This is a genomic window from Rhodopseudomonas infernalis, from assembly GCF_022271405.1.
Lineage (GTDB): Bacteria > Pseudomonadota > Alphaproteobacteria > Rhizobiales > Xanthobacteraceae > Rhodopseudomonas > Rhodopseudomonas infernalis.
The window spans coordinates 147,654-172,392 of the sequence record NZ_JAJNAL010000004.1 but is presented as its reverse complement, the minus strand read 5'-3'; the positions used below and the strand labels follow the sequence as shown (position 1 = coordinate 172,392).

Below are 24,739 nucleotides of genomic sequence, written 5' to 3'. Positions count from 1 at the left end.
GCAAGAGCGCGCGCCCCGGAATGACGAAGCGTTTCTAAGCCGCGATATTCACTTGGCCGCCGACGCCGGCGCCGACATTGGCGAGCGAAGGCGCGCCGCCCTGCCCGATGCCGAGCAGCGTCTGCACCGTGTCACGCTCCGTGCGGGCGTTCGACGCCTGGATCGTCGTGGCGATCTGCATTTGCGTGCTGCTCGCCTGCATCGCGAGCGCCGCGCTGACCATGCTCATATCCATGCCCTCAGCTTAACGACGATGCGTTAAAAATCCTTTCGCTTGGTCGCGTGCAATCGATCCGCGGGCGGTATCGCCATGCGCTACCGCTCGGGTTTCTCATCTCCAAGGTGGAGATTGAACCCGGTGGCGCCAGCAGCGCCGAGGCCGGGGCGTAGCTCCATGCTGGGAATCAGATAGTCGCCGCCGTTCTGGCGCCGGTACGCGATTGGCGTCACGGTTGCGAGCGTGCGCATGCGCTCGCGAAGCTGCTCGGCGCGGGCCTCGAACTCCGCCTGGTCGAGGCGGCCGGCCTGATACACGACGAACGGCGGCAGCACGTCGTAACCCGGATAGAACAGGATGCCGTGGTTGATCGGAAACAGCAGGTCGTCGATCGGTCCGTTGACGCCGCGGGCGCCGTAGTGCGTTTCCCAGCCGCCGGTGGTGACGATCAGCATCGCGCGCTTGCCGGCCAGATTGCCTTCGCCATAGCGGTCGCCCCACCGCTTGTCGCTGTGCTCGCCCACCCCGTAGGCGAAGCCGCAGGCATAAACGCGGTCGACCCACCCCTTCAGAATCGCCGGCATGGTGAACCACCACAGCGGGAATTGCAGGATCAGGACGTCGGCCCAGCGCATCCTGTCGATTTCGCCCTGGACGTCCGGCGTCAGCTCGCCGGCCTCGTAGGCCGTCTTCGAAGCAGTCGACGGCGACAGCCGCTCGTCCGGCGCCAGGGCGGGAAAATCGGCGCGATCGACCGCCGACTTCCAGCCCTGGGCATAGAGGTCGGAGATCTGCACCTCGTGGCCCAGACGCTGCAGCTCTGCGACCGCGACGTCGCGGAGCGCGCCATTCAGGGAGCGCGCGTCGGGATGGGCAAACACCAGAAGAACTTTCACGGCGGGGCTCCTCGATTGGACGATCAGAGCCTCGGCGTAGACCTGCGACGACTATTCCAGTAGCCATCGAATTTCGATATGATTGTACCGAAAAATGGATAGATCAGCCGTCACGATCGAACGCATCCGCACCTTCGTGCGTGTCGCCGAGCGCGGCAGCCTGTCGGCCGTCGCCCGTGAGCTCAATGTCGGCCAGTCCACCGTGACGCGGCAGTTGCAGGAGCTCGAGGCGGCGATCGGCGCAGCGCTGCTGAGCCGCACCACCCGCCGGGTGACGCTGACCGAGGAAGGCAGCCGCTATTACGCCCGCGCCGTCCAGATCCTGCGGCTGCTCGAACAGGCCGGCGACGAAGCGCTCGGCTCGTCGGGCGCGCCGGCCGGCACGATCCGGATGTCCTGCACGGCGTCGTTCGGCGTGCTGCATGCCAGCCGGCTGATCTTCGCGTTCCAGGACCGCTATCCGGAGATCGGCATCGATCTCGGCCTCACCGATCAACGTATCGATCTGGTCCGCGAGGGTGTCGATCTGGCGCTGCGGCTGGCGCCGCTGACCGACAGCTCGCTGAAATTGCGCCCGCTTGGCCAGAGCCAGCGTCTGATGGTCGCCGCCCCGGACTATCTGGCGGCTCACGGCAGGCCGGCGGTGCCGGAGGATCTGGTCCGCCACCAAGGCATCCGGATGGTCAATGTGGCGGGCAGCGACATGCTGATCTTCGAAGGTCCGGATCAGCAGACCCACCGCGTCCCGTTCGGCGGCCGGCTGAGAGTCGACCACGGTCTGGCGGCGCGCGAAGCGCTGATCGCCGGCCGCGGCATCGCGGCGACGCACCGCTGGCTGGTCGACGATCTGCTGGCCGCCGGTCGCCTGGAAGCCATCCTGCCGGACTATCGGCTGCCGCCGGTGCCGCTCAATCTGCTGATCGTGCCGGAGCGCGCCGACATCGCGCGCGTGCGGCTGCTGATCGATTTCCTGGTCGAGCAGATCGGGTCGGTGCCGGGGATCGAGTAACCGTCCAAGAACGTCCTGTGGCAGAACAAGGAAGGCGTGGATGGCCGGCCCGCGCTCAGCGCGTCGGGACCGGCTTCTCGCCGCGGTAGTCGTAGAAGCCGCGGCTGGTCTTGCGGCCGAGCCAGCCGGCTTCGACGTATTTCACCAGCAGCGGACACGGGCGATACTTGGAGTCGGCGAGGCCCTCGTGCAGCACCTGCATGATCGACAGGCAGGTGTCGAGACCGATGAAGTCGGCCAGTTCGAGCGGGCCCATCGGATGGTGGGCGCCGAGCTTCATCGCCGCGTCGATCGCCTCGACGTTGCCGACACCTTCGTACAGCGTGTAGATCGCCTCGTTGATCATCGGCAGCAGGATGCGGTTGACGATGAAGGCCGGAAAATCCTCCGACACCGCGATCTGCTTGCCGAGCTGGCCGACGAAGGCCTTCGCGGTTTCGAAGGTGGCGTCGTCGGTGGCGATGCCGCGGATCAGCTCGACCAACTCCATCAACGGCACCGGATTCATGAAGTGAATGCCGATGAAGCGCTCGGGCCGATCGGTCGAGGCGGCGAGCCGGGTGATCGAGATCGACGAGGTGTTGGAGGCGATGATCGCCTCGGGCTTCAGCGTCGCGCACAGGTCGTGGAAGATCTTGCGCTTGACCTCTTCCTTCTCGACGGCGGTTTCGATCACCAGATCGCAATCCGCCAGACCTTCGAGCTTCTCGGTGGCGGTGATGTTGGCGAGCGCCTGCTTGCGCTGGTCCTCGGTGATGATCTTCTTGGCGAGCTGACGGGACAAATTGCCGTTGATGGTCGCCATCGCCGACTTCAGCCGGTCGGCCGAGACGTCGTTCAACACCACTGCGAAACCGCCCAGCGCGGCGACATGCGCGATGCCGTTGCCCATCTGGCCCGAGCCGATTACGCCGACTTTCTTGATCGTGAACGCCATCTGTCATCTCGTTGAGGATCGGTCGCGCGACGCGCCTGACCGGCCCAAGGTGGCCTCTTCCGCACCGAGCATCCGCCGGCCTGGGAGCAGTATCGCAATAACGTTCCAAATTTGCCAACGGATCCGGCCGTAGCCGGATCCGTCTGCGAGCCGGCAATTACTTGCCGAGCTTGCCCAGTTCTTCGGTCAGTTCCGGCACCGCCTGATACAGGTCGGCGACCAGGCCGTAGTCGGCGACCTGGAAGATCGGCGCGTCTTCGTCCTTGTTGATCGCGACGATCACCTTGGAGTCCTTCATGCCGGCGAGATGCTGGATCGCGCCCGAAATGCCGATCGCGACGTACAGCTCCGGCGCCACGACCTTGCCGGTCTGGCCGACCTGCCAGTCGTTCGGCGCGTAGCCGGCATCGACTGCGGCGCGCGAGGCGCCAACACCGGCACCGAGCTTGTCGGCGAGCGGCTCGATGTATTTGGTGAAGTTCTCGCGGCTCTGCATCGCACGGCCGCCGGACACGATGATCTTGGCCGAGGCCAGCTCCGGGCGATCGCTCTTGGCGACTTCCTCGCTGACGAAGGTCGACAGACCCGGATCTTCGGCCGCCGCCACGGACTCGACGCTGGCGCTGCCGCCCTCGCCGGTCGCCTGGAAGGTCGAGGTGCGGACGGTGATGACCTTCTTGGCGTCCTTCGACTTCACGGTCTGGATCGCGTTGCCGGCATAGATCGGACGCTCGAACGTGTCGGGCGCGACGACCTTGATGATCTCCGACACCTGCATCACATCGAGCAGCGCAGCGACGCGCGGCATCACGTTCTTGAACCGCGAGGTCGCGGGCGCGACGAAGGCATCGTAATTGCCCGCGAGCGACACGATCAGCGCGGCCAGCGGCTCGGCCAGATCGTGCGCATAGGCCGGAGCTTCGGCGACAAGCACCTTGGCGACGCCCTGCAGCTTCGCAGCGGCTTCGGCCGCGGCCTTGGTGCCTTCGCCGCCACCGGCGACGAGGACGTGAACATCCGAGCCGAGCGCGGCAGCGGCGGTCAGCGCCTTGTTGGTCGCGTCCTTGAGGTCGGCGTGGTCGTGTTCGGCAATCAGCAGCGTGGCCATATCAGATAACACCCGCTTCGTTCTTGAGTTTCGAGACCAGTTCGGCGACGTCCTTGACCTTCACGCCGGCCTTGCGGCCGCTCGGCTCGACGGTCTTCAGGACTTCCAGACGCGGCGCGATGTCGACGCCGTAGTCGGCCGCGGTCTTTTCCGCGATCGGCTTCTTCTTGGCCTTCATGATGTTGGGCAGGCTGGCGTAGCGGGGCTCGTTGAGCCGCAGATCGGTGGTGACGATCGCCGGGCCCTTGAGCTGCAGCGTCTGCGAGCCGCCGTCGACTTCGCGCGACACCTTGAAGTCCGAGCCTTCGACTTCGAGCTTGGACGCGAAGGTCGCCTGCGACCAGCCGAGCAGCGCGGCCAGCATCTGGCCGGTCTGGTTGCTGTCGTCGTCGATCGCCTGCTTGCCGAGGATGATCAGACCGGGCTGCTCTTCGCCGGCGATGCCCTTGAGGATCTTGGCGACCGCGAGCGGCTCGACGTTGCCGTCGACCTTGACCAGGATGCCGCGATCGGCGCCCATCGCGAGGCCAGTGCGCAGCGTTTCCGACGCCTGCGCGGGGCCGATCGACACCACCACGACTTCGGTCGCCTTGCCGGCTTCCTTCAGCCGCAGCGCTTCCTCGACCGCGATCTCGTCGAACGGATTCATCGACATCTTCACGTTGGCGAGTTCAACGCCCGATCCGTCGCTCTTGACCCTGATCTTGACGTTGTAGTCGACCACCCGCTTGACCGGCACCAGAACCTTCATCGATCCTCTTTCGTTTTCGCTGGTTTTACTTATCGTGGCGGCGGAACCTAAAGCCCCGGATATCGGCGGTCAACGCAGCAGAGCCAAAAACGACCCAATCCTAGCGGTTTTGACCCGGAACCCAGAGCACGTCACCGGCACCGTCGTTATTCACCGCGCGGCTGGCGACGAACAGGAAGTCCGACAGCCGGTTGACGTATTGCACGCCGGCCGGATTGACCCATTCCTCAGGCCGCGCCGCGAGTTCCACCATGACGCGTTCTGCGCGGCGGCATATCGTGCGCGCCATATGCAGATAAGCAGCACCGGGCTGTCCGCCAGGCAGTACGAATGACGTCAACGGCGCGAGACGCGCGTTGAGCTGATCGATTTCAGCCTCGAGCCGTTCCACCTGCGTCGAAACGACCCTGAGCCGCTCGGCCTTACCGTCGCGGTCCGGGACCGCCAGATCGGCGCCGAGGTCGAACAGATCGTTCTGGATACGCCCCAGCATGGCGTCGATCCCCGGCAGGCCGCCGAGATGCACCCGGGCCACGCCGATCGCCGCATTGGTCTCGTCCACGGTGCCGTAAGCGGCGATGCGCAGATCGTATTTCGGTCGGCGCTCGCCGCTGCCGAGCGCAGTCGAGCCGTCGTCACCGGTGCGGGTATAAATTCGATTGAGGACGACCATGGCGCAGATCCTCGGCGAGCAGCCGGCTTGTCGGGAAGGAAAATATGGGGACGTCTCGGCTAGCGGCCCAGCGCCCAGACCGCAAGCATCGTCACGACGATCGCGGCGAATTGCAGAAGGACGCGCAGCCGCATCAGCTTCTGCGACCGGTTCGGCGACCCTCCCCGCATCATATTGATCAGGCCGAGCAGCAGGACAAGCGCCACCGCGCACAGCGCAATCGGGAGTAGAAGCGTGCTGAGGAAGGTTGCCATTCTGGTCTCATAACACCACCATCCGTGCGGCGCTACCCGGGCGGGGGCAACGAAGTTGGTTGGAACGGGTTAGTAGCCGATGCTACAATCCCGTGCCGCAATCGTAAGTCAGGTGACCCGTGAGGCATATCCGCTACGTCTATGCGGTCGCGATGGACGCGCTCTATACGTTTTTGGCGGATGACGGGTGGGCGATCGCCAGCCATATCGCGCTGTCGTCGCTGATGGCACTGTTCCCCTTCCTGATCGTGCTGACCTCGCTGGCCGGCTTCGTCGGCTCGCGAGAACTGGCCGACAAGGCGGCAGAGCTGATGCTGGACATCTGGCCGGCACAGGTCGCCAGCACGCTGTCGGGTGAAATCCACGATGTGCTGACCACCACTCGCGGCGACGCCCTGACCATCGGCCTGCTGCTGGCGTTGTACTTCGCATCCAACGGCGTCGAGAGCCTGCGGGTCGCGCTCAACCGCGCCTATGCGGTGATCGAGGTCCGGCCCTGGTACATGCTGCGACTGGAATCTATCGGCTACACGCTGGTGGCGGCGTTCACCGCGCTGGCGATGGCGTTCCTGATCGTGCTCGGACCGCTGATCCTGGCTACGGCACGGCACTACGTGCCACTGCTGGTCGAGGACAACCAGACGCTTCTCACCGTTGCCCGCTACGGCATCGCGGTCGGCGCTCTGACGGTTGCGCTGTTCATCCTGCATGCGCGGCTACCTGCGGGCCGCCGTTCGATCAAGCAGATCGTGCCCGGCATCGTCTTCACGATGGTGGCCTCGGTGATGTCCGGCGTCGGCTTCGGCATGTATCTGGCGCGGTTCGCCAACAACTACGTGACGATGTATGCCGGACTTGCCTCGGTGATCATCGCGCTGGTGTTCTTGTATTTTATCGCGGCGATCTTCGTGTACGGCGGCGAACTCAACGCCGCGATTATCAAGTCGCGACTGCCGGACGGCGCGACGCTTCAATCAGCGCAGTTGCGAGCGCGCGCGGAGAAACCGGCTTGAGCAGAAAAGCGTCGGCCCCCGCCTCCCGCGCCGCCGCTTCGTCCTGATCACGCCCCGAGACGCCGATGATCGGCATCGCGCCGAGCGGCGCCGCGAGTGCCCGAATGTTGCGGATGGCTTCAGGGCCGCTGATGCCGGGCAGCACCATGTCCATCAACACCGCGTCGAACTCGCCCTGCGCGAGGCGCTCCGGCGCGGCCTCGCCGCTGCCGACGAATTCGGTGTGATGGCCGAGCTCGGTCAGGATGGCGTTGAGCACCACCCGGCCGAACGGATTGTCCTCGACGCTGAGCAGGCGGAGCGGACGGCTGAAGCTGCCGGCCGCCTGATGCGGCCCAGAGGCGAGCGACTTCGGCGGCTTGGCGCGGATCAGTTTCACCGTAAGGGTGAAGACCGCGCCCCCCTTCGGCCGCTGCGTCACCGCAACGTCGCCTTGCATGGCGCGCGCGATCTGGCGGACCGAGGACAGGCCGAGCCCAGCGCCGCCGAACCGCGACGCGATGCTGACATTGGCCTGCGAGAACGGCCGGAACAGCCGCTTGATCTCGGCCAGCGTCAAGCCGATGCCGCTGTCCGACACCGCGAAGCTGACCAGCACGGCGTCCTTCCCGGCGCTGGCGGAAGTGACCTTGAGGCCGACGTCGCCGTGCTCGGTGAACTTCACCGCATTGTCGATCAGGTTTTCCAAGGCAGCCCGCAACCGCACCGCGTCGCCGATCACGAAGGCCGGCAGCCGGGACGAGATCGTCACCGCGACGCGCAGCCCCTTGGCGGCGGCGCGGCCGGACAGCGAATCGCTGCCGTGCCGCGCAAGCGCGCGCAGATCGAAGAAGTCGTGGCGGGCGCCGAGGCCGGCCGCGCCCAGCCGCGCCGCATCGACGAACAGCGTCGCCAGTCCGGACAGATGCTCGGCGCCGGCTTTGATGGTTTCGACCCAGCGGCGCTCGCGTTCGCCGAGGTCGGAAGTCGCCAACAGGTCGCTGACCGCCAGGATTCCGGTCAGCGGCGTGCGGACCTCGTGGGCGAATGCCGCAAGCGCGGTTTCGACCATACCGGGGGTCTCAGCCTTCTTGCGCACGCGCTTGACCGGCGCTCGCTTGAGCGCCGCTCGCCCGCTCCGCAGGGCGCGCGACTTCACTGCCATAACTCCCCCACCCGAACGGGCGGCACCATGCCATGAGGCCGTTAACAGAGTCACCGTTGAAATCGAGCGCGAGCCCGCCACACCGCGCCCGATCAGGAGGCGGGCGGCAGGCCGACCATGCGTCTAATCTGCTCGGACGAAACCCCCATGGCCCGCAATTCGCGCAGCCCGGTCGCCGCGGTGGATTTCGACAGCTTGCGCCCGTCCGCATCGCGGATCAGCCCGTGGTGACGATAGCGCGGCGCCGGCAGCCCGAGCAGGGTCTGCAGCAGCCGGTGCACGCTGGTCGACCAGAACAGATCGGCGCCGCGCACCACCTCGGTGACGCCCTGCAGCGCGTCGTCGATCCCCACCGACAGGTGATAGCTGGTCGGCGTCTCCTTGCGGGCGACCACGACGTCGCCCCACGCCTCCGGTCGCGCCGCGACCTCCCCGGTTTCACCGCCGGGACCTTCGCCGAACTCGCGCCAGGTCAGATCACCGGCGATGGCACGCGCGGCGGCCATATCGAGCCGCAGCGCATAGGGCACGCCGGACGCGATCAGCCTCGCGCGTTGCTCGGGAGCGAGCTCTTTGCCGGCGCCGGGATACAGCGGCGCGCCGTCGGGATCGCGCGGCCACGGCGCGACCACATCGTTCGCGGCGACAAGGCGCGCAATCTCGGCGCGGCTCTCGAACGCCGGATAGATCAGCCCGCGCGCCGCGAGTTGCTCGACGGCGTCGCGGTACAGCGCGAGGTGATCGGATTGCCGCCGCACCTCGGGCTCCCAGGCGATGCCCAGCCAGGCCAGATCCTGATAGATCGCGTCTTCATACTCCGGCCGGCAGCGCGTCTGGTCGATGTCCTCGATCCGCAGCAGCAGCCGGCCGCCCTGCGCCCGCGCCAGATCGGCATTCAGCAGCGCCGAATACGCGTGGCCGAGATGCAGGTAGCCGTTCGGACTCGGGGCAAATCGGAAAACGGGTGGCATTGGTCCCGGCGCGTGTCATTGCCGGGCTTGATCCGGCAATCCATCGGATGACAGACTCTTCTTACGATAGCGGATGGATGCGCGGGTCAAGCCCGCGCATGACGCCGCGGAAAAACGCAGGACCGATGACCATCCACCTCGACACCCAGGACGACCTCGCGGCCGCGATCAAAACGTTGGTCAAGCAGGACCCGCGGCTGCGCCCGGTGTTGAAAACGGCCGGGATGCCGGCGCTGCGGCGGCGCGATCCGGGCTTCAAGGGCCTCGCCGCGATCGTCTGCGGCCAGCAATTGTCGGTGGCGAGCGCGGCGGCGATCTGGGGCCGGGTCGGCGCCGCGTTCGAGCCGTTCGACCACGCCGCAATCAAGCGCGCCCGCACCGACCGGCTCGGCCGGCTGGGGCTGTCGGCCGCCAAGATCAAGACGCTGAAGGCGCTCGCCAAGGAACTGCATGCGGAGCGGCTCAATCTCGACGTGCTCGCCAACGAAGACGCCGACGTCGCCCACGCGACGCTCACGGCGCTGCACGGCATCGGGCCGTGGACCGCCGATATCTATCTGCTGTTCTGCCTCGGCCACGGCGATGCCTGGCCGGCCGGCGATCTCGCCGTGCAAGAAGCAATGCGGATCGGCCTCGGGTTGAACGCACGCCCAACCGTCAAGCAGATGGGGCCACTCGCCGAGCCCTGGCGTCCGCTCCGCGGCGCCGCCGCGCATCTGTGGTGGGCTTACTATCACGCGGTGAAAAAGCGCGAGGGTGTGATCGCGGGGAAGACAAAGACGCAGTAAGCGCCGCAACAGCGCAGCGGAATGCAGGGGCGCATGGTCCGCGATTGCGCTGCGCTTCATCGCGGCTACTGGATCCCCAATACGACAAGGCGCGCCGACGGTGTCCGCCGACGCGCCCCTCGTAACTCGCTGGTTCCCAGGCGCCGGGGCGCCCTGGCAAAAGCGGCTCAATCAGGAGCCAACCTTAGCGGGCGTCCCCAGCGAGGTGACAGCGTTTCGAGTGAGACACTGGATCACCTCCTTTCGTTGTTTCATGAAGCCCCAAGATAGGAGTGATTCTCTCGTTTGCAAAGCCCCGCCTGCAAGTCACGCCGCGACCGACCGACCGACGGGCGAGGAACAGGCCCGGGATCTGGTGGTTGTTCCTCCTCACAGGGAGAGACAGCATGACAGCGGAAGCAGACGAAACCGTCAGCCTGATCGGCAGCGACAAGGTGCAGGGCACCGTGGTTTACGGCCCCGATGGCGAGAAGATCGGCAGTATTGAGCGGGTGATGATCGAGAAGGTCAGCGGCAAGGTATCGTATGCGGTGCTCAGCTTCGGCGGCTTTCTCGGCATCGGCGACGACCACTACCCACTGCCGTGGCATTCGCTGAAGTACAATGTCGAGCTCGGCGGTTATCAGACCCTGATTACCAACGACCAGCTCCAGAACGCGCCCCACTACGCCCGCGACGACGAATACGACTGGAAGGGCGCCCGCAAGGTCGACGATTATTACGGCGTTGCGCTGACGTAAAACGCCTTCGTTGTGGGGTGGGCAAAGGCGCGCCGCGCAGTGCCCACGCTGCAGCGAAACGCCGCGCGGGCGCGCTTCGCCTGCACCTTCCGAAACCCCTCGACACGCACCAATGTTCGAAGATCTTTGGCACAAGAACGCCGCGCGCGCCGAGCCCTGGAAAAGGATCCGGATCGCCGGCGGGACTAAACGATCGGCTCCGGCGCAGGGCCGATGATCACGCCCTCGTTGCCGCGCAGGTCGAGCGTGTCGCCGACCCGCTCGCCGGTGCGATCCATCAGGGTCGACAGCAGTACCTCGCCGTCGAGTCCGAACGCGTTCGAGGCTGCCGACACCGGCTCGTCGCCAAGGTTGAGGGCGATCAGCAGGGAACGCCCGCCGTGGTGCCGGCGATACAGCAGCAGTTCACCTTCCGCTGCGAGCGGTTCAAAGTTGCCCTGCGCCAGTTGCGGCGAGGACCGGCGCAGCCGCAGCAGCGCGCGGTAGAGGTTGAGGATCGACTGGCCGTCGGCCCGCAAATTGACGACGTTGTCGTGCAGGGCGTCGTTCGCCTGCGGCAACCAAGGCTTTCCGTCGGTGAAGCCCGCGTTCGGTGAGGCATCCCACTGCATCGGGGTCCGGCAGCCGTCGCGGCCGACGCCGATGCCCGGCACGTTCTTCTCGAACGGATCCTGCACGTCCTCCGGCCGAATCGGCACCTGCGTCATTCCGATCTCGTCGCCGTAATACATCGTCGGCGTGCCGCGCAACGTCAGCAGCAGCATCGCGGCGACGCGCGCCTGCGCCTCGCCGACCCGGCTCGCCACGCGCGGCCGGTCGTGATTGCCCAACACCCAGTTCGGCCAGGCGCCCGGCGGCAACGCCCGCTCGTAGCGGTCGATCAGCGCGGCGATCTCTCGGGCATTCCACGGTGTCGACAGCAGCGCGAAGTTGAACGGCAGTTGTGCGCCGTTCAACTCTTTGCCGTAATAGGCGACCAGCCGCTCGATCGGCAGATAGATCTCGCCGATCAGCAGGCGATGGTGGAACTCCTCCAGCACGGCGCGCATTTCGGCGACGACGTCGAGCGTCTCGAGCTGGTCGGTGGAATGCACCGGCATCAGCGCGGCGTGCGGCGGCTGGCCGGGCGCGAAATCCGGGTTGGGCGGGTTGTCGCGAAACTGATCGTCCTTCACCAGATGCCAGATCACGTCGACCCGAAACCCATCGACGCCCTTACGCAGCCAGAAGCGCATCGCCTCGTAGATCGCAACCCGGACCTCCGGGTTGCGCCAATTGAGGTCGGGCTGCTGCTTCAGGAAAGCGTGGTAATAGTATTGCCCGGTGACCGGATCGAACTCCCAAGCGCTGCCGCCGAACTCCGACAACCAATTGTTCGGAGGCCCGCCGTCCGGCGCCGGATCACGCCAAAGATACCAGTCGCGCTTCGGATTATCGCGCGACGCGCGGCTTTCAACGAACCAGGGATGCTGCTCCGACGAGTGGTTCGGCACCAGGTCGAGGATCACCTTCAGGCCGCGGGCATGGGCGGTCAGCACCAATGCGTCGAAATCCGCCATGGTGCCGAAGATCGGGTCGATCCCGGTATAGTCGGCGACGTCATAGCCGAAATCGGCCATCGGCGACGGAAAGATCGGCGACAGCCACAGCGCGTCGATCCCGAGGTCGGACAGATGGTCGAGCCGATCGATGATGCCGCGGAGATCGCCGATGCCGTCGGCATTGGAGTCCTGGAACGAGCGCGGATAGATCTGGTACAGAACCCCGCTCGCCCACCACGACGGGCTCGACACGCTCTCCATCGGCTTTCCTTTTCTTTTTGTGCGTCACACAAAGCCCGGCTGGCCAGCCTGGTTCCGGCAGCGGCTGATTTCGTCTGATGGCACATGGTTGCGTCGGAGACGTGAACATCTGTCCGGGCGAACCCGGACAGAATTTTCCACCGCGATCGGCTAGGCGTTTCTGCAAGCACTTGTCATCAGCAGAAAGGCGACGACAGCCGCCAGCTGGGCACATTCAGCATCGCAATACCGGTAGACGAGAGCCTCGGTAGCTAAATCCGTCTGCGGCTTGATTCTGCGCAAGCGCGTTCACGCCACGCTTACTTAGTCTTGTGCGACGCGTTGTCACCGGTACGCCGATGCCCAAATTAGCTTGCCGCAGCGCGAAAATGTGCGAGATTGGGAACCGGGTCCTGGCCGTGGAATTGTCGGTGAACACTGAGATTCCGTTGCCCACCCAACACGATCGAGGAAAGTAAGCATGACGCAAATTGTTAAAGCATATGACGACGCGAAGAAGGCCCAGGCGGCTCTCGCCGAGCTGAAAGCAGCCTCGTTCGACAACGCCGAACTGATCACCAGCGGCAGCAATGGTACTTTGGTAAGCGTGGACCCGCCATTCGGCAAGGGCGCGCAGGCCGAAGCCATTCTCAATCGCCACGGTCCGTCGAAGGCGGCGGCGAGCTACGCAGGCGCCTCGCTGAGCCCGTCCGCCAATCTCACCGGCGCCCCGCGCCTGACCGACTCGCGCACGACCCTCGGAGGCATCTTCCCCGAGCTGACCAGCCCGAACTTCTTCCTGTCGTCGATCTTCGGGCCGCTGCTGTCGGCCTCGCAAAAGCCGTTCTCGTCGCTGGCGTCGAGCCAGAAGCCGTGGTCGTCGCTCACCTCGAGCCAGAAGCCGTTTTCGCAGCTCGCTGCCAATCAGAACGGCTCGGCCAAACTGATCAACGACCCGGCGCCGTTCTCGTCGATGCTCGGGCTGCCGGTACTACTCGGCCGCTGAACGCACTGACGTAATCCTGAACTGATCATCAGCGCCGGGCCTTGGCCCGGCGCTTTTGTTTGCGCGTGTCGCGGGCGGGTTCCAGATTCCCCTTGCGTCTCGTGTCACCTTCCGGAATCAATCTGTTCCCGAGGGCTGTGGATGCGAATTAATTGCGCTCAAAGATCAGATCCAGCACTGCTGCTAACAGGCTGCGTGCGGGCGTGGTCGCATAGCACCGCACGCAATGTGTTGGAGACCGGCGATGCTTGAGCTCGGCCTTCTCTGCGTGATCGCTCTGGCCGCGATCTATTGGGCGACGATGTGGCTGGTGGGTCGGCACGAGGATGTGCTGTACGGATCATTCGTGACGCCAACGCCTGGACCAGCAGGCAGCGAAGCGCTTCCGCCCGAGTTGCCGCGCCGGCCACGCGTGCTACGGCCGGAGAGCGCACTCGACGAGTTCATAGAGATGCCGGCGCTGGCCAAGCGACGGTCAGCGCTGCCTCCGCCGAGACCAGCGCCGCTGCAGCGCAAGAAACTGCCAGCCGACGCCCTTCCGCCCCCGCGCAATGAGGTGCTGGCGTCCCTGCTTGAGATCATCAAGCGGGATCTTGGCGAGGCCACCCGCCGCTAAGCCCCGGCACGGCGATCTGCCTCGATCGACCAGACGCCCGGACGATTAGTCCGGCTGCCGCCGCGGCATCGCACGGACGTGCTGATGCTCGGCCTCATAGTCGCTCATGATCACCACACCGAACAGAATCACAACGGTGGATAGCGCCCCCGCTGCGATCAGCAGCATGTCGAAATTCATCATGATCGTATCCCCCTGCATGAGATGCAGTGGCGGTAGCTTCGCGCCGTCGCCCGGGCACGGCGTTGACGCCGATCAACTCGGGCATCCGCCTTTTGGGGGCAGCATTATGACCGGCGCTTAGCTCGAGTGCTGAGCCACCGCCCGGCGGAATACTGGCGGCAGGTTGTCAGCGCGCTCGGACGTGCAAGCGCAGCAGCGTCGCCACCGCGCGCAGCGTCGGCATCGGTTGCCCGACCAGTTCGGCAAGCTCCAGCGGCGCCCCGGCGATGGCGCCGAGTTCGGGTTCGCGGCCATGCCTCACGTCTTGCAGCATCGAGGTCGCAAACGGCCCGGCGCTGCGCAGCACTGCGATCAGTTCGTCGATCTCCGGATCGACAGCGCGGCCGACACGGGCGGCGAGGTTGGAGACTTCCAGCGCGATGTCGGTGACCAGGCGGATCGTCTCGGCCTCATGGCCGAGCTGCTCCAGCGTCGCCCCGGTCAGCGCGGTCACGACATTGGTTGCGGCGTTGCGGATCAGCTTGCGCCAGACCGCGCGGCGGATATCGGACTCAACGCGGACCGCAATGCCGGCCTCGGAAAATTGCGCCGCAATGGTCGCGAGCGGCGGCGTGCCGCCGACGGCGCCGAGCTGCAGATCCTGCCGGCCGCTGACGATGACGTGGCCGCTGCCCAGCATGGTGACGCGGCTGTAGACCACGCAGCCGATCAGCCGCTCCGGCGCGAACAGCGGCAGCAAGCTCCCATCCGGATCCACCGCCGCAATCGGGCGGCCGCCGAGCGGCTGCCGTTCGCCGAGGGCGTACCACCACGGCAGGCCATTGATGGCCGGCATCAGCAGCGCGTCGGGTCGCATGGCAGCCGCGAGCCGCGGCAGCAGCGCCGGCAGCGCGCCGGCCTTCACCGCGACGATCACCAGATCATAGGCCGATAGGTCGGCGAGGTCGGCCAGCGTCGGACGGAAAGCAAAATCGCGGTCGCCGTCGCGCAGCGTCAGGCCGTGATTGGCGATGAAGGTCTGCCGCGCGCCGCGCGCCAGCACGCCGACCTCGTGCCCGCCCGCGGCGAGCCGTACCGCCAGCGCGGTGCCGATCGCACCGGCGCCGACGACGCATAGTTTCAGGCGAGCGGGCGCCACCGATGCCCCGATGGCGCCCGCGCCTGGCGTGCTGTCGCTCATGGCGTTCGCAACGCCCGCGCTCAGAACGCCGGCCCCTGTGCCTTAGTCATGCGGCGCACCGCGGCGTCGAAGAACAGCCGCGCGAAGCTGCTCTGGCGATCAGGTCGCGCGAGCTGTCGACGCATTGCTGTTTGACCTGATCCGGCAGCGGCGTGTCGGCGCCCGGAATGCCGCCCGCCGCGCACTGGATCTCGCAGGCGCGCTGCACCGTCCACAGCAGCATGAAGGCGCGCGGAATGTCCGGCGCGCCGACCGCGACGCCGTGGTTGCGCAGGATCAGCACGTCGCCCTGGCCGAGGCTGGCGAGCATCCGTTCGCGCTCGTCGTCGTACAGCGTGATGCCCTCGAAGGTGTGATAGCCGACCCGCCCGGTGAGCTGCGCGCCGTAGAAGCTGTCATGGCTGAGGCCGCCGGCCTTTTGCGCCACCGCCGACATCGGCGTGGTGTGGGCGTGCAGCACGCAGTGCAGATCCTCGCGCGCCGAATGGATTGCGCCGTGCAGCGCGAAGCCGGCCGGATTCGGCCTGTAGTTGGAGGTACCGATCAGTTCGCCGGAGACGTCGACGGTGAGCAGATTGTCGGGCGTCACCTCGTTGTAGTTGAGGCCGAACGGATTGACGAGGTAGCGCTTCTCGGCGCCGGGCAGCCGCACCGAGACGTGGTTGAAGATCATCTCGGTCCAGCCGAAGAAATCGATCAGCCGATAGCACAGCGCCAGCTCGGTGCGGAGCTGGGCTTCGGTCATGTGATTCATCGAGGCATGCGCGTTCATGAGCGTGGTGCTCCTGGTTGCTACGAAGTCCGTCCCCGCCGGAGCGACGCTTCGGCGGGCCGCGTGTCAGGCGTGGTGGTCCGCCGCCGCGGCGGTGCGCACGCCCAGATAGCTGGCGATGACGTCCGGATTGGCCGCGATCTCGGCGGCCGGGCCTTCCAGCACGAAGGCGCCGGATTCCATCACATAGGCATAATCGGCGATGCGCAGCGCCGCCTTGGCGTTCTGCTCCACGAGCAGACACGACATGCCGCGGTCGCGCAGCGTCGCCACCGTCCTGAGAATGTCGCGGGTGATCAGCGGCGCGAGCCCGAGGCTCGGCTCGTCGAGCAGCAATAGCTGCGGCTTCGACATCAGCGCCCGGCCCATCGCCAGCATCTGCCGCTCGCCGCCCGACAGCGTCTTGGCGGCCTGCGCCTTGCGCTCGCGCAGCCGCGGCATCAACGCGTAAACCTCTTCGAGCCCGGCATCGAGATCGCGGTGGCCCTGCTGATAGCGGGCGAAGCCGCCGAGCCGCAGATTGTCCTCGACGCTCATCGGCCCGAACAATTCGCGGGTCTCCGGGATCAGCGTGACGCCGCGCCCGACCAGCGCCTCGACGGTCGGCTGCTCAGTCGCGGTTTCGCCGAAGAAGGACAGCGCGCCCTTCACCGGCAGCAGCCCCATCAGGCCGCTGAGCAGCGTGGTCTTGCCGGCGCCGTTGGGGCCGATAATGGCGATGATCTGGCCGCGGCGGACATTGAGGCTGACGCCGTGCACCACGTCGACGCGGCCATAACCGATATTGATGCTGTCGGCGCGCAGCAGGACGTCGCTCGTCGTCGCGGTCATTCGGCGCCTCCGAGATAGGCCTCGATCACGGCCGGGTTGCGCTGGATCTCGCACGGCGTGCCTTCGGCGAGCTTCTGGCCGAACTGCATGACGACGATGCGGTCGGCGAGGTTCATCACGAAGTCCATGTCGTGCTCGACCACGATCACCGCGATGCCCTCGGCCTTGAGCTGCTTCAGCAGCCGCGCCAGCGCCTGCTTTTCGAGATGACGCAGGCCGGCGGCGGGCTCATCCAGCAGCAGCAGGCACGGATCGGAGGCGAGCGCGCGGGCGATCTCCAGCACGCGCTGCTGGCCGAGCGAGAGGCTGCCGGCGGTTTGCGTCGCGCCGCTCTCCAGCCCGACGCGGGCGAGCTGGCGCAGCGCCTCGCCGATCAGCCGCGCCTCGGTTGGCCGATCGAGGCGAAGCGCCGCCGAGGCGAACGAGGTGTCGACGCGGGCGTGGGCGCCGAGCGCGGTGTTCTCCAGCACGGTCATCTCGGGAATGATGCGGACGTGCTGGAAGGTGCGGCCCATGCCGTCGCGGGACAGCGTGCGCGGGAAGTAGCTGCTCTCGCGGCCGAGGAAGTGCACGGTGCCGCTCGACGGCCGCTGCACGCCGGAGATCAGGTCGAAAAGCGTACTCTTGCCGGCACCGTTCGGGCCGATCAGCGCCAGGATCTCGCCGGCCTTGGCGTCAAGGCTGATGTCGCGGTTGGCGGCGATCGCGCCGAAATTCTTCGACACGCCGCGCACCGCCAGCACGGTCTCCCCCGGCCGCGGCTTGTCGCGCGCCGGCAGCGGCGCGGTGTCCTTGGACATCGACCACGCCTTCGGCAGCCGCATCCCGGTGAGATCGAGCAGCGCCGGCCAGATGCCGCGCGGCAGAAGCTGCAGCATTGCCATGGCGACGATGCCGAAGATGATCACCTGGAAATCGCCCTGCATGCCGAGCAGCAGCGGCAGATTGGTCTGCAGCCACTGATTGGCCAGCACCACGATGCCGGAGCCGACCAGCGCGCCGCCGATCGAGCCCGCGCCGCCGATCACCGCCATGAACAGATACTCGATGCCCTGGTTGAACGAGAACGGCGACGGATTGAGGAAGCGCTGGTAGTGCGCGTAGAACCAGCCGGCCAGCGCCGCCAAGAGGCAGGCGATGACGAACGCCGCGATCTTCGCCTTCCAGGTGTCGACGCCGAGGCTTTCGGCCATGATGGTGCCGGACTTCAGCGCCCGGATGGCGCGGCCGGGGCGGGAGTCGAGCAGATTGGTCATCGCCAGTTGCAGCAACAGCAGCGCGCCCCAGATGCCCGCATACCAGGCCTTGGGGCTGTGAACCGCGATACCCGCGATGGTCAGCGGCGGAATGTTGGTCATGCCGGCCTGCCCGCCGGTCTGCGGCAACGCGGCGAACAGATAATAAGCGACCACCGCGAGCGACAGCGTCGCCAGCGGCAGATAGTGCCCCGACAGCCGCGCCGTGATCAGCGAGCCGAACAGCGCCAGCACGAAGGCGACCGCGAGCGCCAGCGGCAGCGTCAGCCACGGCGACAGACCGTAGGTCGAGGAGACGTAGCCGGTGATGTAGGCGCCAATGCCCACATAGGCGGCCTGCGCGAACGAGGTCAGCCCCGCAACGCCGGTGAGCAGCACCAGGCCGAGCACCACGATCGCGGCGAGGCCGACGTAATTCAGCAGCGCGATCTCGTAATCCGAGAACACGGCGGGCGCCGCCGCGACGGCAAGCACGAACGCGATGCCGAGGCCGGTCTTGATCCGGCGGCGGAATTGCAGCGCCTGCGGCGACAGATTGGCCTGCGCCGGCAGCGCCTCGGCGCCGTGGTCGTCGTCTTCCTTGATGCGGTGCTGGCGCAGCGTCTGCACCAAGAGGATCGGGATGATCAGGCTGAAGACGATGACTTCCTTGTAGGTCGAGGCGAAGAACGACGAGTAGCTCTCCAACAGGCCGATCAGCAACGCGCCGAGCGCCGAGATGGGATAGCTGGCCAAGCCGCCGAGAATCGCGCCGACAAAACCCTTGAGGCCGAGCAGGAAGCCGGTGTCGTACAGGATCGTGGTGGTCGGCGAGATCAGCACGCCGGCCAGCGCGCCGATGAAGGCGGCGACCAGGAAAGAGGTACGGCCGGCCAGTGAGGTGGAAATACCCATCAGCCGCGCGCCTGTGCGGTTCAGCGCCACCGCCTGCATGGCCTTGCCGTACAGTGTGTGCTGCGAGGCGAAGTACAGCGCGACGATCACCACCACAGTGACGCCCAGGATCAGTAGCGTCTGGCCGGCGATCGGCACGCCCATGACTGGAAACGTGATGTCGAGCAGCGGCGCCGAGCGCTGGCCGCTCGGCCCGAAGATGTAGAGCGCCAGCCCGGTCATCACGAAATGCAGCGCCACCGACACGATCAGCAGCACCAGCACCGAGGCATCGGCGAGCGGCTGATAGACGATGCGGTAGAGCAGCGGGCCGGCGGCGGTGACCACCGCGATCGCAATCACGGCTTTCAGCAGCAGCGGCAGGTCGAAGCTGGTGGCCGCATAGGCCAGCGCCAGCACGATCAGCGCACTCGCGACGCTGCGCAGGCTCGACAGCAGCAGCGCCGCCGGGCGCTGCTTGCGCCAACCGCCAATCAGATCAAGCCCGACGTGCAGGGCGATCAGCAGGCCGAGCAGCGGGATCGTGCCCGGCCGCTGCCCGTCCTGCATGGTGACGAAGGTGAGCGCCCCGTAGGAGACGAACTCGCCCTGCGGCACGAAGGTGATGCGGGTGACCGAGAACAACACCACGATCGCGACCGCCAGCAGCGCGTAGACCACGCCATTGGCAATGCCGTCCTGAGCCAGAAACAGAGCGACGACGAGATTCACGAAGATCCTTTCGACGACGCGGGTTTGGCGCCGCCTGCCGTGCGGATGGTCGAAGGTGCCGGTCGGGGCGAGGCCGACCGCGGATCGCGAAGGGCGATGTCCGCGGCCGGAGACGCGGTGTTACTTCAGCAGCTGCCAGGCGCCGTCCTTGACGGTGACGAGGACGATGCTGCGCGCATCGAAGCCGGAGTGATCGGCCGGGGTCATGTTGTAGACGCCCTGTGCGCCGGTCAGCTCCTTGACGTTCTCCAGCGCGTCGCGCAGCGCGGCGCGAAACTCCGGCGTGCCCGGCTTGCCCTTCGCCGCCGCGATCGGAACGGTCCGCTCGAGCAGCAGCCCAGCGTCCCAAACGTTGGCACCGAACGTGCCAGGCGCAACGTTGTACACCTTGGTATAGGCGTCGATGTAAGCCTGGCCCGAAGCCTTGGACGGCACGTCGTCGCCGACCTGCGCCTGCACCAGCATCGGGCTCGCGGCCAGCACGGTGCCCTCGACCTTCTTGCCGCCGAGCTTGAGGAATTCCGGCGTCGCAGCGCCGTGGGTCTGATAGATCTTGCCCTTGTAGCCCTGATCGACCAGCGTCACTTCGGGCAGCACCGTGGTGGCGCCGGCGGCGCCGACCAGCACCGCGTCCGGCGCTGCCGACAGGATCTTGAGCGCCTGGCCGGCGACCGACGTATCGGCGCGGCTGAAGGTTTCTTCGGCGATCAGCTTGATGCCTTCGCGCTCGATCACCGTCTTGAACGCCTTGGCGAAGTTGGCGCCGAGCGGATCGTTGGTGCCGATGAAGGCGACCGTCTTGACACCGTTCTTCTTCATGTGCGCGACCAGCGCGTCCATGACGAGGTTGTCGTTCTGGGTGGTCTTGAACACCCACTTCTTCTTTTCATCCATCGGCAGCACAACCGCGGTGGAACCGACCGGCGCCAGCATCACGGTCTTGGCGTCGGCGATGAACGGTAAGACTGCGACCGCGTTGGGCGAACCCGACGGGCCGATGATGGCGTCGACCTTGTCCTCGATCAGGAACTTCTGGACGTTTTTGGTCGCCTGAGTCGGGTCGCTGTTATCATCCATGTAGATGTAGTCGACCGTGACGTCGCCGATCTTCTTCGGCAGCAGCGCCACCGTGTTCTTCTGCTGCAGGCCGACCACCGAGATCGGCCCGGTCGACGAGGCGATGACGCCGACCTTGACCTGGGCCATCGCCGGACCGGCCAGTGTCGTCAGGATCGCCGCGGCCGCGAGCGCCTTGAATTTCTGCATGAGGTCCTCTTCCCATCCGTCGTTGCTGGGCCGCTGCCGAGCTTGGCGGCATGGCCGCTCGGATCGGGCGCGGAGATCTGCAGAGGGCTTTTAACGCAACTAATTCCCGCCTGCAGCGATCGACCTAATTAGTGAAATATTCCAGCGAACAATCAAGCAACTTAAAACGGCGCGCTGCACATAATCTCGCTGCGATTTGCTGCTTTCGCAGTCAAAATGCCCGCGCTCGGCGCTGCCGGAGGCGCAAGCACCGCCGCCCTGCGCGGGCAAAACGGTCCCGATGACCGAGCTTAGGCGATGTTTGTGGGCTACGGCGACAGGTTGTCGTAAATCTTGACGGACAGTGTGTTGAGGAGTTGCACCTCGGCCTTGGTCAGGCCACGCAGCGCTTCCTTGAACAGATACGCGACCTTGTCCCGCACCACCTCGAGCACCTGCTCACCAGCGTCGGTGATGAAAACTTCGGTCGAGCGGGCGTCGGCGCTCGACGTCCGCACCGTCACCAGGCCGTCGTCGGTCATCCGGTTGATGATCTTGGCCATGGTCGAGATATTGACCACCGCCTCGTCCGCAATCTGCGAGACGGTGATCGGCCGCCCCTCAACCAGCAGCATCAGCACCCGCCATTTCGGCACATCAAGGCCGGCGGGTTTCAGGATCGCGTTCATGCGCGCCGAATAGCGCGCCAGCATGCGTACGTTGTGGAAGAACGGCGAGCGGTTGGCGAGAAAACGGCTGTCATCAGCCCGGATTCGTCGCTTCATGCCGTCGTTCTTACTCTGCATCTGCTGGTCCCGCCCCGTCGATCGATCGCATTCTCGCCGCGAGACGCCGCTCGCTGCACCGTCGCGACACTTCCCGAGATTGTGGAAAATGACAATATCTCGCCGGGCCAATCGACAATTATTCCAGACGCCGCATCAGGTGGACGCCCGGAGACGGCCGATCAGTTCCAGCCTTGTCCGAGCTACGCGCGCAGGCGCGGGTGGGCCGCGCAAGCCATCGCACGCGGCGTGCAGCGTGCGCCGCAACAATCGCCCCTTCTGCCTGTCTGGTTCGCACGATGCGTATTGCGCGTGCAGGCAAGCGCCCGAAATTGATGCGCTAACGCTTGATAATTCACTGGAATGTTCTAGTAGTTCATGATTGTCTTTTGCAGGTAGCGAGGCCGTCGACGCCGTCATTAACAGGCACCGAATCTCCTCGCAGCGCGGACGCCAGCCCCAACCGCAAAGAGGACACCATGACCGACGTCGCCAGCGTGATCCACTGGAAGCCGGCCGCGCCGATCGAGGATTTCGACGCGGTCATCGCCGACATCCGCAACCGCCGTGCCGAGTTCGGCGCGCAGCAGCACGTCTCGCTGGACATCATCGAGCGGCTGCGCAAGGCCGGCATCTATCGGGCGATGGTGGCGCGGATGTTCGGCGGCGACGAAAAGAGCCCGGCCGAATTCTGCCGGATGATCGAGAAGATTGCGGAAGCCGATGGCTCGGCCGGCTGGGTCGCCAGCTTCGGCGCAGCCGCTACGTATCTGGCCGCGCTGCCCGAGCCGACGCTGCGCAAGCTCTACGCGAACGGTCCCGACGTGGTGTTCGCCGGCGGCCTGTTCCCGCTGCAGCCGGCCAAGCGCGTGCCGGGCGGCTTCCTGGTCAACGGCACTTGGAAGTTCGGCAGCGGCTGCACCGGCGCGTCGCTGATCGGCGTCGGCATCTCGGTCGAGGGTGATGCGTCCGGCGGCCTGCCGCGCGTCGCGGTGATGCCGGCGGAGAAAGTCGAGATCCGCCAGAACTGGGATGTGATCGGGCTGGAAGGCACCGGCAGCCACGACCTCGTCGTCGAGGACGTGGTCGTTCCCGAGGAATGGACGCTGATCCGCGGCGGCGGTGCCTCGGTCAATGCCGACATCTATCGCTATCCATCGCTCGGCCTCGCCGCGCAAGTACTCGCCGTGGTCGGCCTCGGGGTGGCGCGCGGCGCACTCGATGAAGTGATCGATATGGCCGGCGGCCGCGTCTCGATCACCGGCGCGCCGAAGCTCGCCGATCGAGGCTATGTGCAGGTTGCGGTCGCCAAGGCCGAAGCCAATCTGCGCGCCGCCCGCGCCTTCTTTTACGAGGCGACCGAACAGACCTGGGACATCGTCCGCGCCGGCGACAAACCTTCGGCCGAAGCGACCACGGTGCTGCGGCTCGCCGCGAGCCACGCCGCCAAGACCGGCGCCGACGTGACGCGGATGGCGACCGAACTGACCGGCACCACCTCGATCTATCAGGGCCATCCGCTGGCGCGGGCGCTGACCGACAGCTTCGTGGTCGCGCAGCACGCCTTCCTCAACGAGGGCACGATGCAGAGCGCCGGCCGCGTGCTGCTCGGGCTGCCCTCGGTCCCCGGCTTCCCATGATCACTCGCCGCCTTTCAGCTTCGGATATCTCCCTGCGACAAGGACCAGACGCATGACCAGCCTGGCAGAACTCTCCACCTCCCCCGACGATCTGATCCGCAAGGATCGCGTCCGCACGCCGCTCTACACCGACCCGGCGATCTTCGAAGCCGAGATGACCAAGATCTTCCACAACACCTGGGTCTGGGTCGCGCATGTCAGCGAGATCCCGAACAACGGCGACTTCAAGATGGCGCAGGTCGGGCTCGAACCGGTGATCGTGGTGCGCGATCGCAAGGGCCAAGTGCATGTCCACCTCAACCGCTGCCGGCACCGCGGCGCGACGCTGTGCGAAGTGCGCAAGGGCAAGACATCCAGCCTGGTCTGCCCGTATCACGGCTGGGGCTACTCGCTCGACGGCAAGCTGCGCGGCGTGCCTTACGAAAACGGCTACGACGAAACCTCGCTCGACCGCAGTCAACTGTCTTTGAAGTCGCTGCGCGTCGAGGAATACAACGGCCTGATCTTCGCGACATTCCGCGACGATATCGAACCGCTCGCCGACTTCCTCGGCCCCGCCAGGAAGTGGATCGACCTGTTTATGAAGCAGGGCGGCGGTTATCCGGTGAAGACGCTCGGCGAGCACAAGTTCCGCTTCCCCGGCAACTGGAAGATCCAGCTCGAGAACACCACCGACGCCTATCACTTCCCGCTGGTGCACAAATCCTTTCTCACCGCGGTCGACAAGGAGACCGAGCAGCAGCTCGACATGCTGAACAATGGCGGCTTTGTCGAGGATCTCGGCAACGGTCACAGCGTGATGGTGATGATCCCCGAACTGATCGACCTCGACGACAATCTCGAGGCGCCGATCCCGGAGAAATTCGCCGACCTCGCCAAGGAGCTGGCGGCTGAAGGTTACTCCGACACGGAAGTCCGCCGCATCGTCCGCGCCGTCGGCGGCTCCGGCTTCAACATCAACCTGTTCCCCAACCTCGCCTGCTCGATGGCGTTCTTCCGCGTGCTGCAGCCGGTGTCGGTGAACGAGACCGAGATCCGCCACATCGCGATCGGCATGGACGGCGGCCCGGCGGCGGCCAACCGCGCCCGGATCCGCCTGCACGAATTCTTCCAGGGCCCGATGGGTTTCGGCAGCCCCGACGACGCCGAAGTGTGGGACCGCGTCCAGCACGGCGCCCAGGGCGGCGAGGACATGTGGATCATGCTGAACCGCGGCTTTCCGAAGGAAGAGAGCCTGCCGGACGGCCGGCATCGCAGCGACGTCAGCGCCGAAACCGGCATGCGCGCCGCTTATGATCAATGGAAGCGGATGATGACGGCTTGACCATGAACATCGCC

At 66.1% G+C, this 24,739-nt stretch carries 25 protein-coding genes; 8 read left to right on the top strand and 17 right to left on the bottom strand.

The annotated features are described in order from the left end of the window. Positions 1-34: 34 nt before the first annotated feature. A complete protein-coding gene (locus LPW26_RS05180; RefSeq protein WP_238733213.1) occupies positions 35-235 on the bottom strand; it encodes a hypothetical protein in 201 nt (66 codons plus the stop codon). Positions 236-315: 80 nt separating this feature from the next. Further along, complete coding sequence (locus LPW26_RS05175) at positions 316-1,113, bottom strand: NAD(P)H-dependent oxidoreductase (RefSeq protein WP_238733212.1); 798 nt, start codon at positions 1,111-1,113, stop codon at positions 316-318. Between the two features lie 94 nt (positions 1,114-1,207). Between LPW26_RS05175 and LPW26_RS05170 the strand changes: the two genes are divergently transcribed. Then, positions 1,208-2,122 carry a LysR family transcriptional regulator gene (locus LPW26_RS05170; protein ID WP_238733211.1) on the top strand — a complete coding sequence of 305 codons (915 nt, stop codon included), beginning with the start codon at positions 1,208-1,210 and terminating at the stop codon, positions 2,120-2,122. Positions 2,123-2,177: 55 nt separating this feature from the next. Here LPW26_RS05170 and LPW26_RS05165 read toward each other — a convergent pair whose 3' ends face one another. From LPW26_RS05165 to LPW26_RS05145, 5 genes are all read right to left on the bottom strand, one after another. Further along, positions 2,178-3,059, bottom strand: coding sequence for a 3-hydroxybutyryl-CoA dehydrogenase (locus LPW26_RS05165; protein WP_238733210.1), 882 nt, complete (start codon positions 3,057-3,059; stop codon positions 2,178-2,180). Positions 3,060-3,216: 157 nt separating this feature from the next. After that, positions 3,217-4,167 carry an electron transfer flavoprotein subunit alpha/FixB family protein gene (locus LPW26_RS05160; RefSeq protein WP_238733209.1) on the bottom strand — a complete coding sequence of 317 codons (951 nt, stop codon included), beginning with the start codon at positions 4,165-4,167 and terminating at the stop codon, positions 3,217-3,219. Position 4,168: 1 nt separating this feature from the next. Beyond that, positions 4,169-4,918, bottom strand: a complete 750-nt coding sequence (locus LPW26_RS05155) for an electron transfer flavoprotein subunit beta/FixA family protein (protein WP_238733208.1) — start codon at positions 4,916-4,918, stop codon at positions 4,169-4,171. Between the two features lie 100 nt (positions 4,919-5,018). After that, complete coding sequence (locus LPW26_RS05150) at positions 5,019-5,591, bottom strand: cob(I)yrinic acid a,c-diamide adenosyltransferase (protein WP_238733207.1); 573 nt, start codon at positions 5,589-5,591, stop codon at positions 5,019-5,021. Positions 5,592-5,650: 59 nt separating this feature from the next. After that, positions 5,651-5,845: a twin transmembrane helix small protein gene (locus LPW26_RS05145; protein WP_238733206.1), complete on the bottom strand. Its 195-nt coding sequence runs from the start codon at positions 5,843-5,845 to the stop codon at positions 5,651-5,653. 119 nt (positions 5,846-5,964) lie between these two features. On the opposite strand from LPW26_RS05145, the gene LPW26_RS05140 reads away from it, so the two are divergent. Further along, positions 5,965-6,858 carry a YihY/virulence factor BrkB family protein gene (locus LPW26_RS05140; RefSeq protein WP_238733205.1) on the top strand — a complete coding sequence of 298 codons (894 nt, stop codon included), beginning with the start codon at positions 5,965-5,967 and terminating at the stop codon, positions 6,856-6,858. On the opposite strand, the gene LPW26_RS05135 is transcribed toward LPW26_RS05140, so the two are convergent. Next, positions 6,785-8,002: an ATP-binding protein gene (locus tag LPW26_RS05135; protein ID WP_238733204.1), complete on the bottom strand. Its 1,218-nt coding sequence runs from the start codon at positions 8,000-8,002 to the stop codon at positions 6,785-6,787. The two genes, LPW26_RS05140 and LPW26_RS05135, sit on opposite strands and share 74 nt — an antisense overlap. Before the next feature lie 92 nt (positions 8,003-8,094). Then, positions 8,095-8,973: a tRNA glutamyl-Q(34) synthetase GluQRS gene (gene gluQRS, locus LPW26_RS05130; RefSeq protein ID WP_238733203.1), complete on the bottom strand. Its 879-nt coding sequence runs from the start codon at positions 8,971-8,973 to the stop codon at positions 8,095-8,097. Between the two features lie 125 nt (positions 8,974-9,098). On the opposite strand from gluQRS, the gene LPW26_RS05125 reads away from it, so the two are divergent. Both LPW26_RS05125 and LPW26_RS05120 read left to right on the top strand, forming a co-directional pair. Then, on the top strand, positions 9,099-9,761 hold the full coding sequence (locus tag LPW26_RS05125) for a DNA-3-methyladenine glycosylase family protein (RefSeq protein WP_238733202.1): 663 nt from the start codon (positions 9,099-9,101) through the stop codon (positions 9,759-9,761). 386 nt (positions 9,762-10,147) lie between these two features. Further along, positions 10,148-10,501: a PRC-barrel domain-containing protein gene (locus tag LPW26_RS05120; protein ID WP_238733201.1), complete on the top strand. Its 354-nt coding sequence runs from the start codon at positions 10,148-10,150 to the stop codon at positions 10,499-10,501. A gap of 185 nt (positions 10,502-10,686) precedes the next feature. On the opposite strand, the gene LPW26_RS05115 is transcribed toward LPW26_RS05120, so the two are convergent. Continuing rightward, positions 10,687-12,303: an alpha-amylase family glycosyl hydrolase gene (locus tag LPW26_RS05115; protein ID WP_238733200.1), complete on the bottom strand. Its 1,617-nt coding sequence runs from the start codon at positions 12,301-12,303 to the stop codon at positions 10,687-10,689. A gap of 460 nt (positions 12,304-12,763) precedes the next feature. Between LPW26_RS05115 and LPW26_RS05110 the strand changes: the two genes are divergently transcribed. Further along, positions 12,764-13,288, top strand: coding sequence for a hypothetical protein (locus LPW26_RS05110; RefSeq protein ID WP_238733199.1), 525 nt, complete (start codon positions 12,764-12,766; stop codon positions 13,286-13,288). Between the two features lie 244 nt (positions 13,289-13,532). Further along, the gene (locus LPW26_RS05105; protein ID WP_238733198.1) at positions 13,533-13,904 is read left to right on the top strand and encodes a hypothetical protein; all 372 of its coding nucleotides are present in this window, start codon (positions 13,533-13,535) and stop codon (positions 13,902-13,904) included. A gap of 45 nt (positions 13,905-13,949) precedes the next feature. On the opposite strand, the gene LPW26_RS05100 is transcribed toward LPW26_RS05105, so the two are convergent. From LPW26_RS05100 to LPW26_RS05070, 7 genes are all read right to left on the bottom strand, one after another. Next, positions 13,950-14,087: a hypothetical protein gene (locus LPW26_RS05100; RefSeq protein WP_238733197.1), complete on the bottom strand. Its 138-nt coding sequence runs from the start codon at positions 14,085-14,087 to the stop codon at positions 13,950-13,952. A 166-nt stretch (positions 14,088-14,253) separates the two neighbouring features. Continuing rightward, entirely contained in the window at positions 14,254-15,267 is a 1,014-nt protein-coding gene (locus LPW26_RS05095) for a ketopantoate reductase family protein (RefSeq protein ID WP_238733196.1), read from the bottom strand. Positions 15,268-15,313: 46 nt separating this feature from the next. Further along, positions 15,314-16,039 (bottom strand): class II aldolase/adducin family protein, encoded by a 726-nt coding sequence (locus LPW26_RS05090; protein ID WP_238733195.1) that lies wholly within the window; start codon positions 16,037-16,039, stop codon positions 15,314-15,316. A gap of 66 nt (positions 16,040-16,105) precedes the next feature. After that, on the bottom strand, positions 16,106-16,870 hold the full coding sequence (locus tag LPW26_RS05085; RefSeq protein WP_238733194.1) for an ABC transporter ATP-binding protein: 765 nt from the start codon (positions 16,868-16,870) through the stop codon (positions 16,106-16,108). After that, positions 16,867-19,731, bottom strand: coding sequence for an ABC transporter permease subunit (locus LPW26_RS05080; protein WP_238733193.1), 2,865 nt, complete (start codon positions 19,729-19,731; stop codon positions 16,867-16,869). The genes LPW26_RS05085 and LPW26_RS05080 overlap by 4 nt, the downstream gene beginning before the upstream one ends. Before the next feature lie 120 nt (positions 19,732-19,851). Then, the gene (locus tag LPW26_RS05075) at positions 19,852-20,997 is read right to left on the bottom strand and encodes an ABC transporter substrate-binding protein (protein WP_238733192.1); all 1,146 of its coding nucleotides are present in this window, start codon (positions 20,995-20,997) and stop codon (positions 19,852-19,854) included. Positions 20,998-21,305: 308 nt separating this feature from the next. Further along, positions 21,306-21,782: a MarR family winged helix-turn-helix transcriptional regulator gene (locus tag LPW26_RS05070; protein WP_238733191.1), complete on the bottom strand. Its 477-nt coding sequence runs from the start codon at positions 21,780-21,782 to the stop codon at positions 21,306-21,308. Between the two features lie 458 nt (positions 21,783-22,240). On the opposite strand from LPW26_RS05070, the gene LPW26_RS05065 reads away from it, so the two are divergent. Together LPW26_RS05065 and LPW26_RS05060 are read left to right on the top strand one after the other, a co-directional pair. Then, positions 22,241-23,401: an acyl-CoA dehydrogenase family protein gene (locus tag LPW26_RS05065; protein WP_238733190.1), complete on the top strand. Its 1,161-nt coding sequence runs from the start codon at positions 22,241-22,243 to the stop codon at positions 23,399-23,401. Positions 23,402-23,453: 52 nt separating this feature from the next. Next, positions 23,454-24,725: an aromatic ring-hydroxylating oxygenase subunit alpha gene (locus tag LPW26_RS05060; protein ID WP_238733189.1), complete on the top strand. Its 1,272-nt coding sequence runs from the start codon at positions 23,454-23,456 to the stop codon at positions 24,723-24,725. Positions 24,726-24,739: the final 14 nt, after the last annotated feature.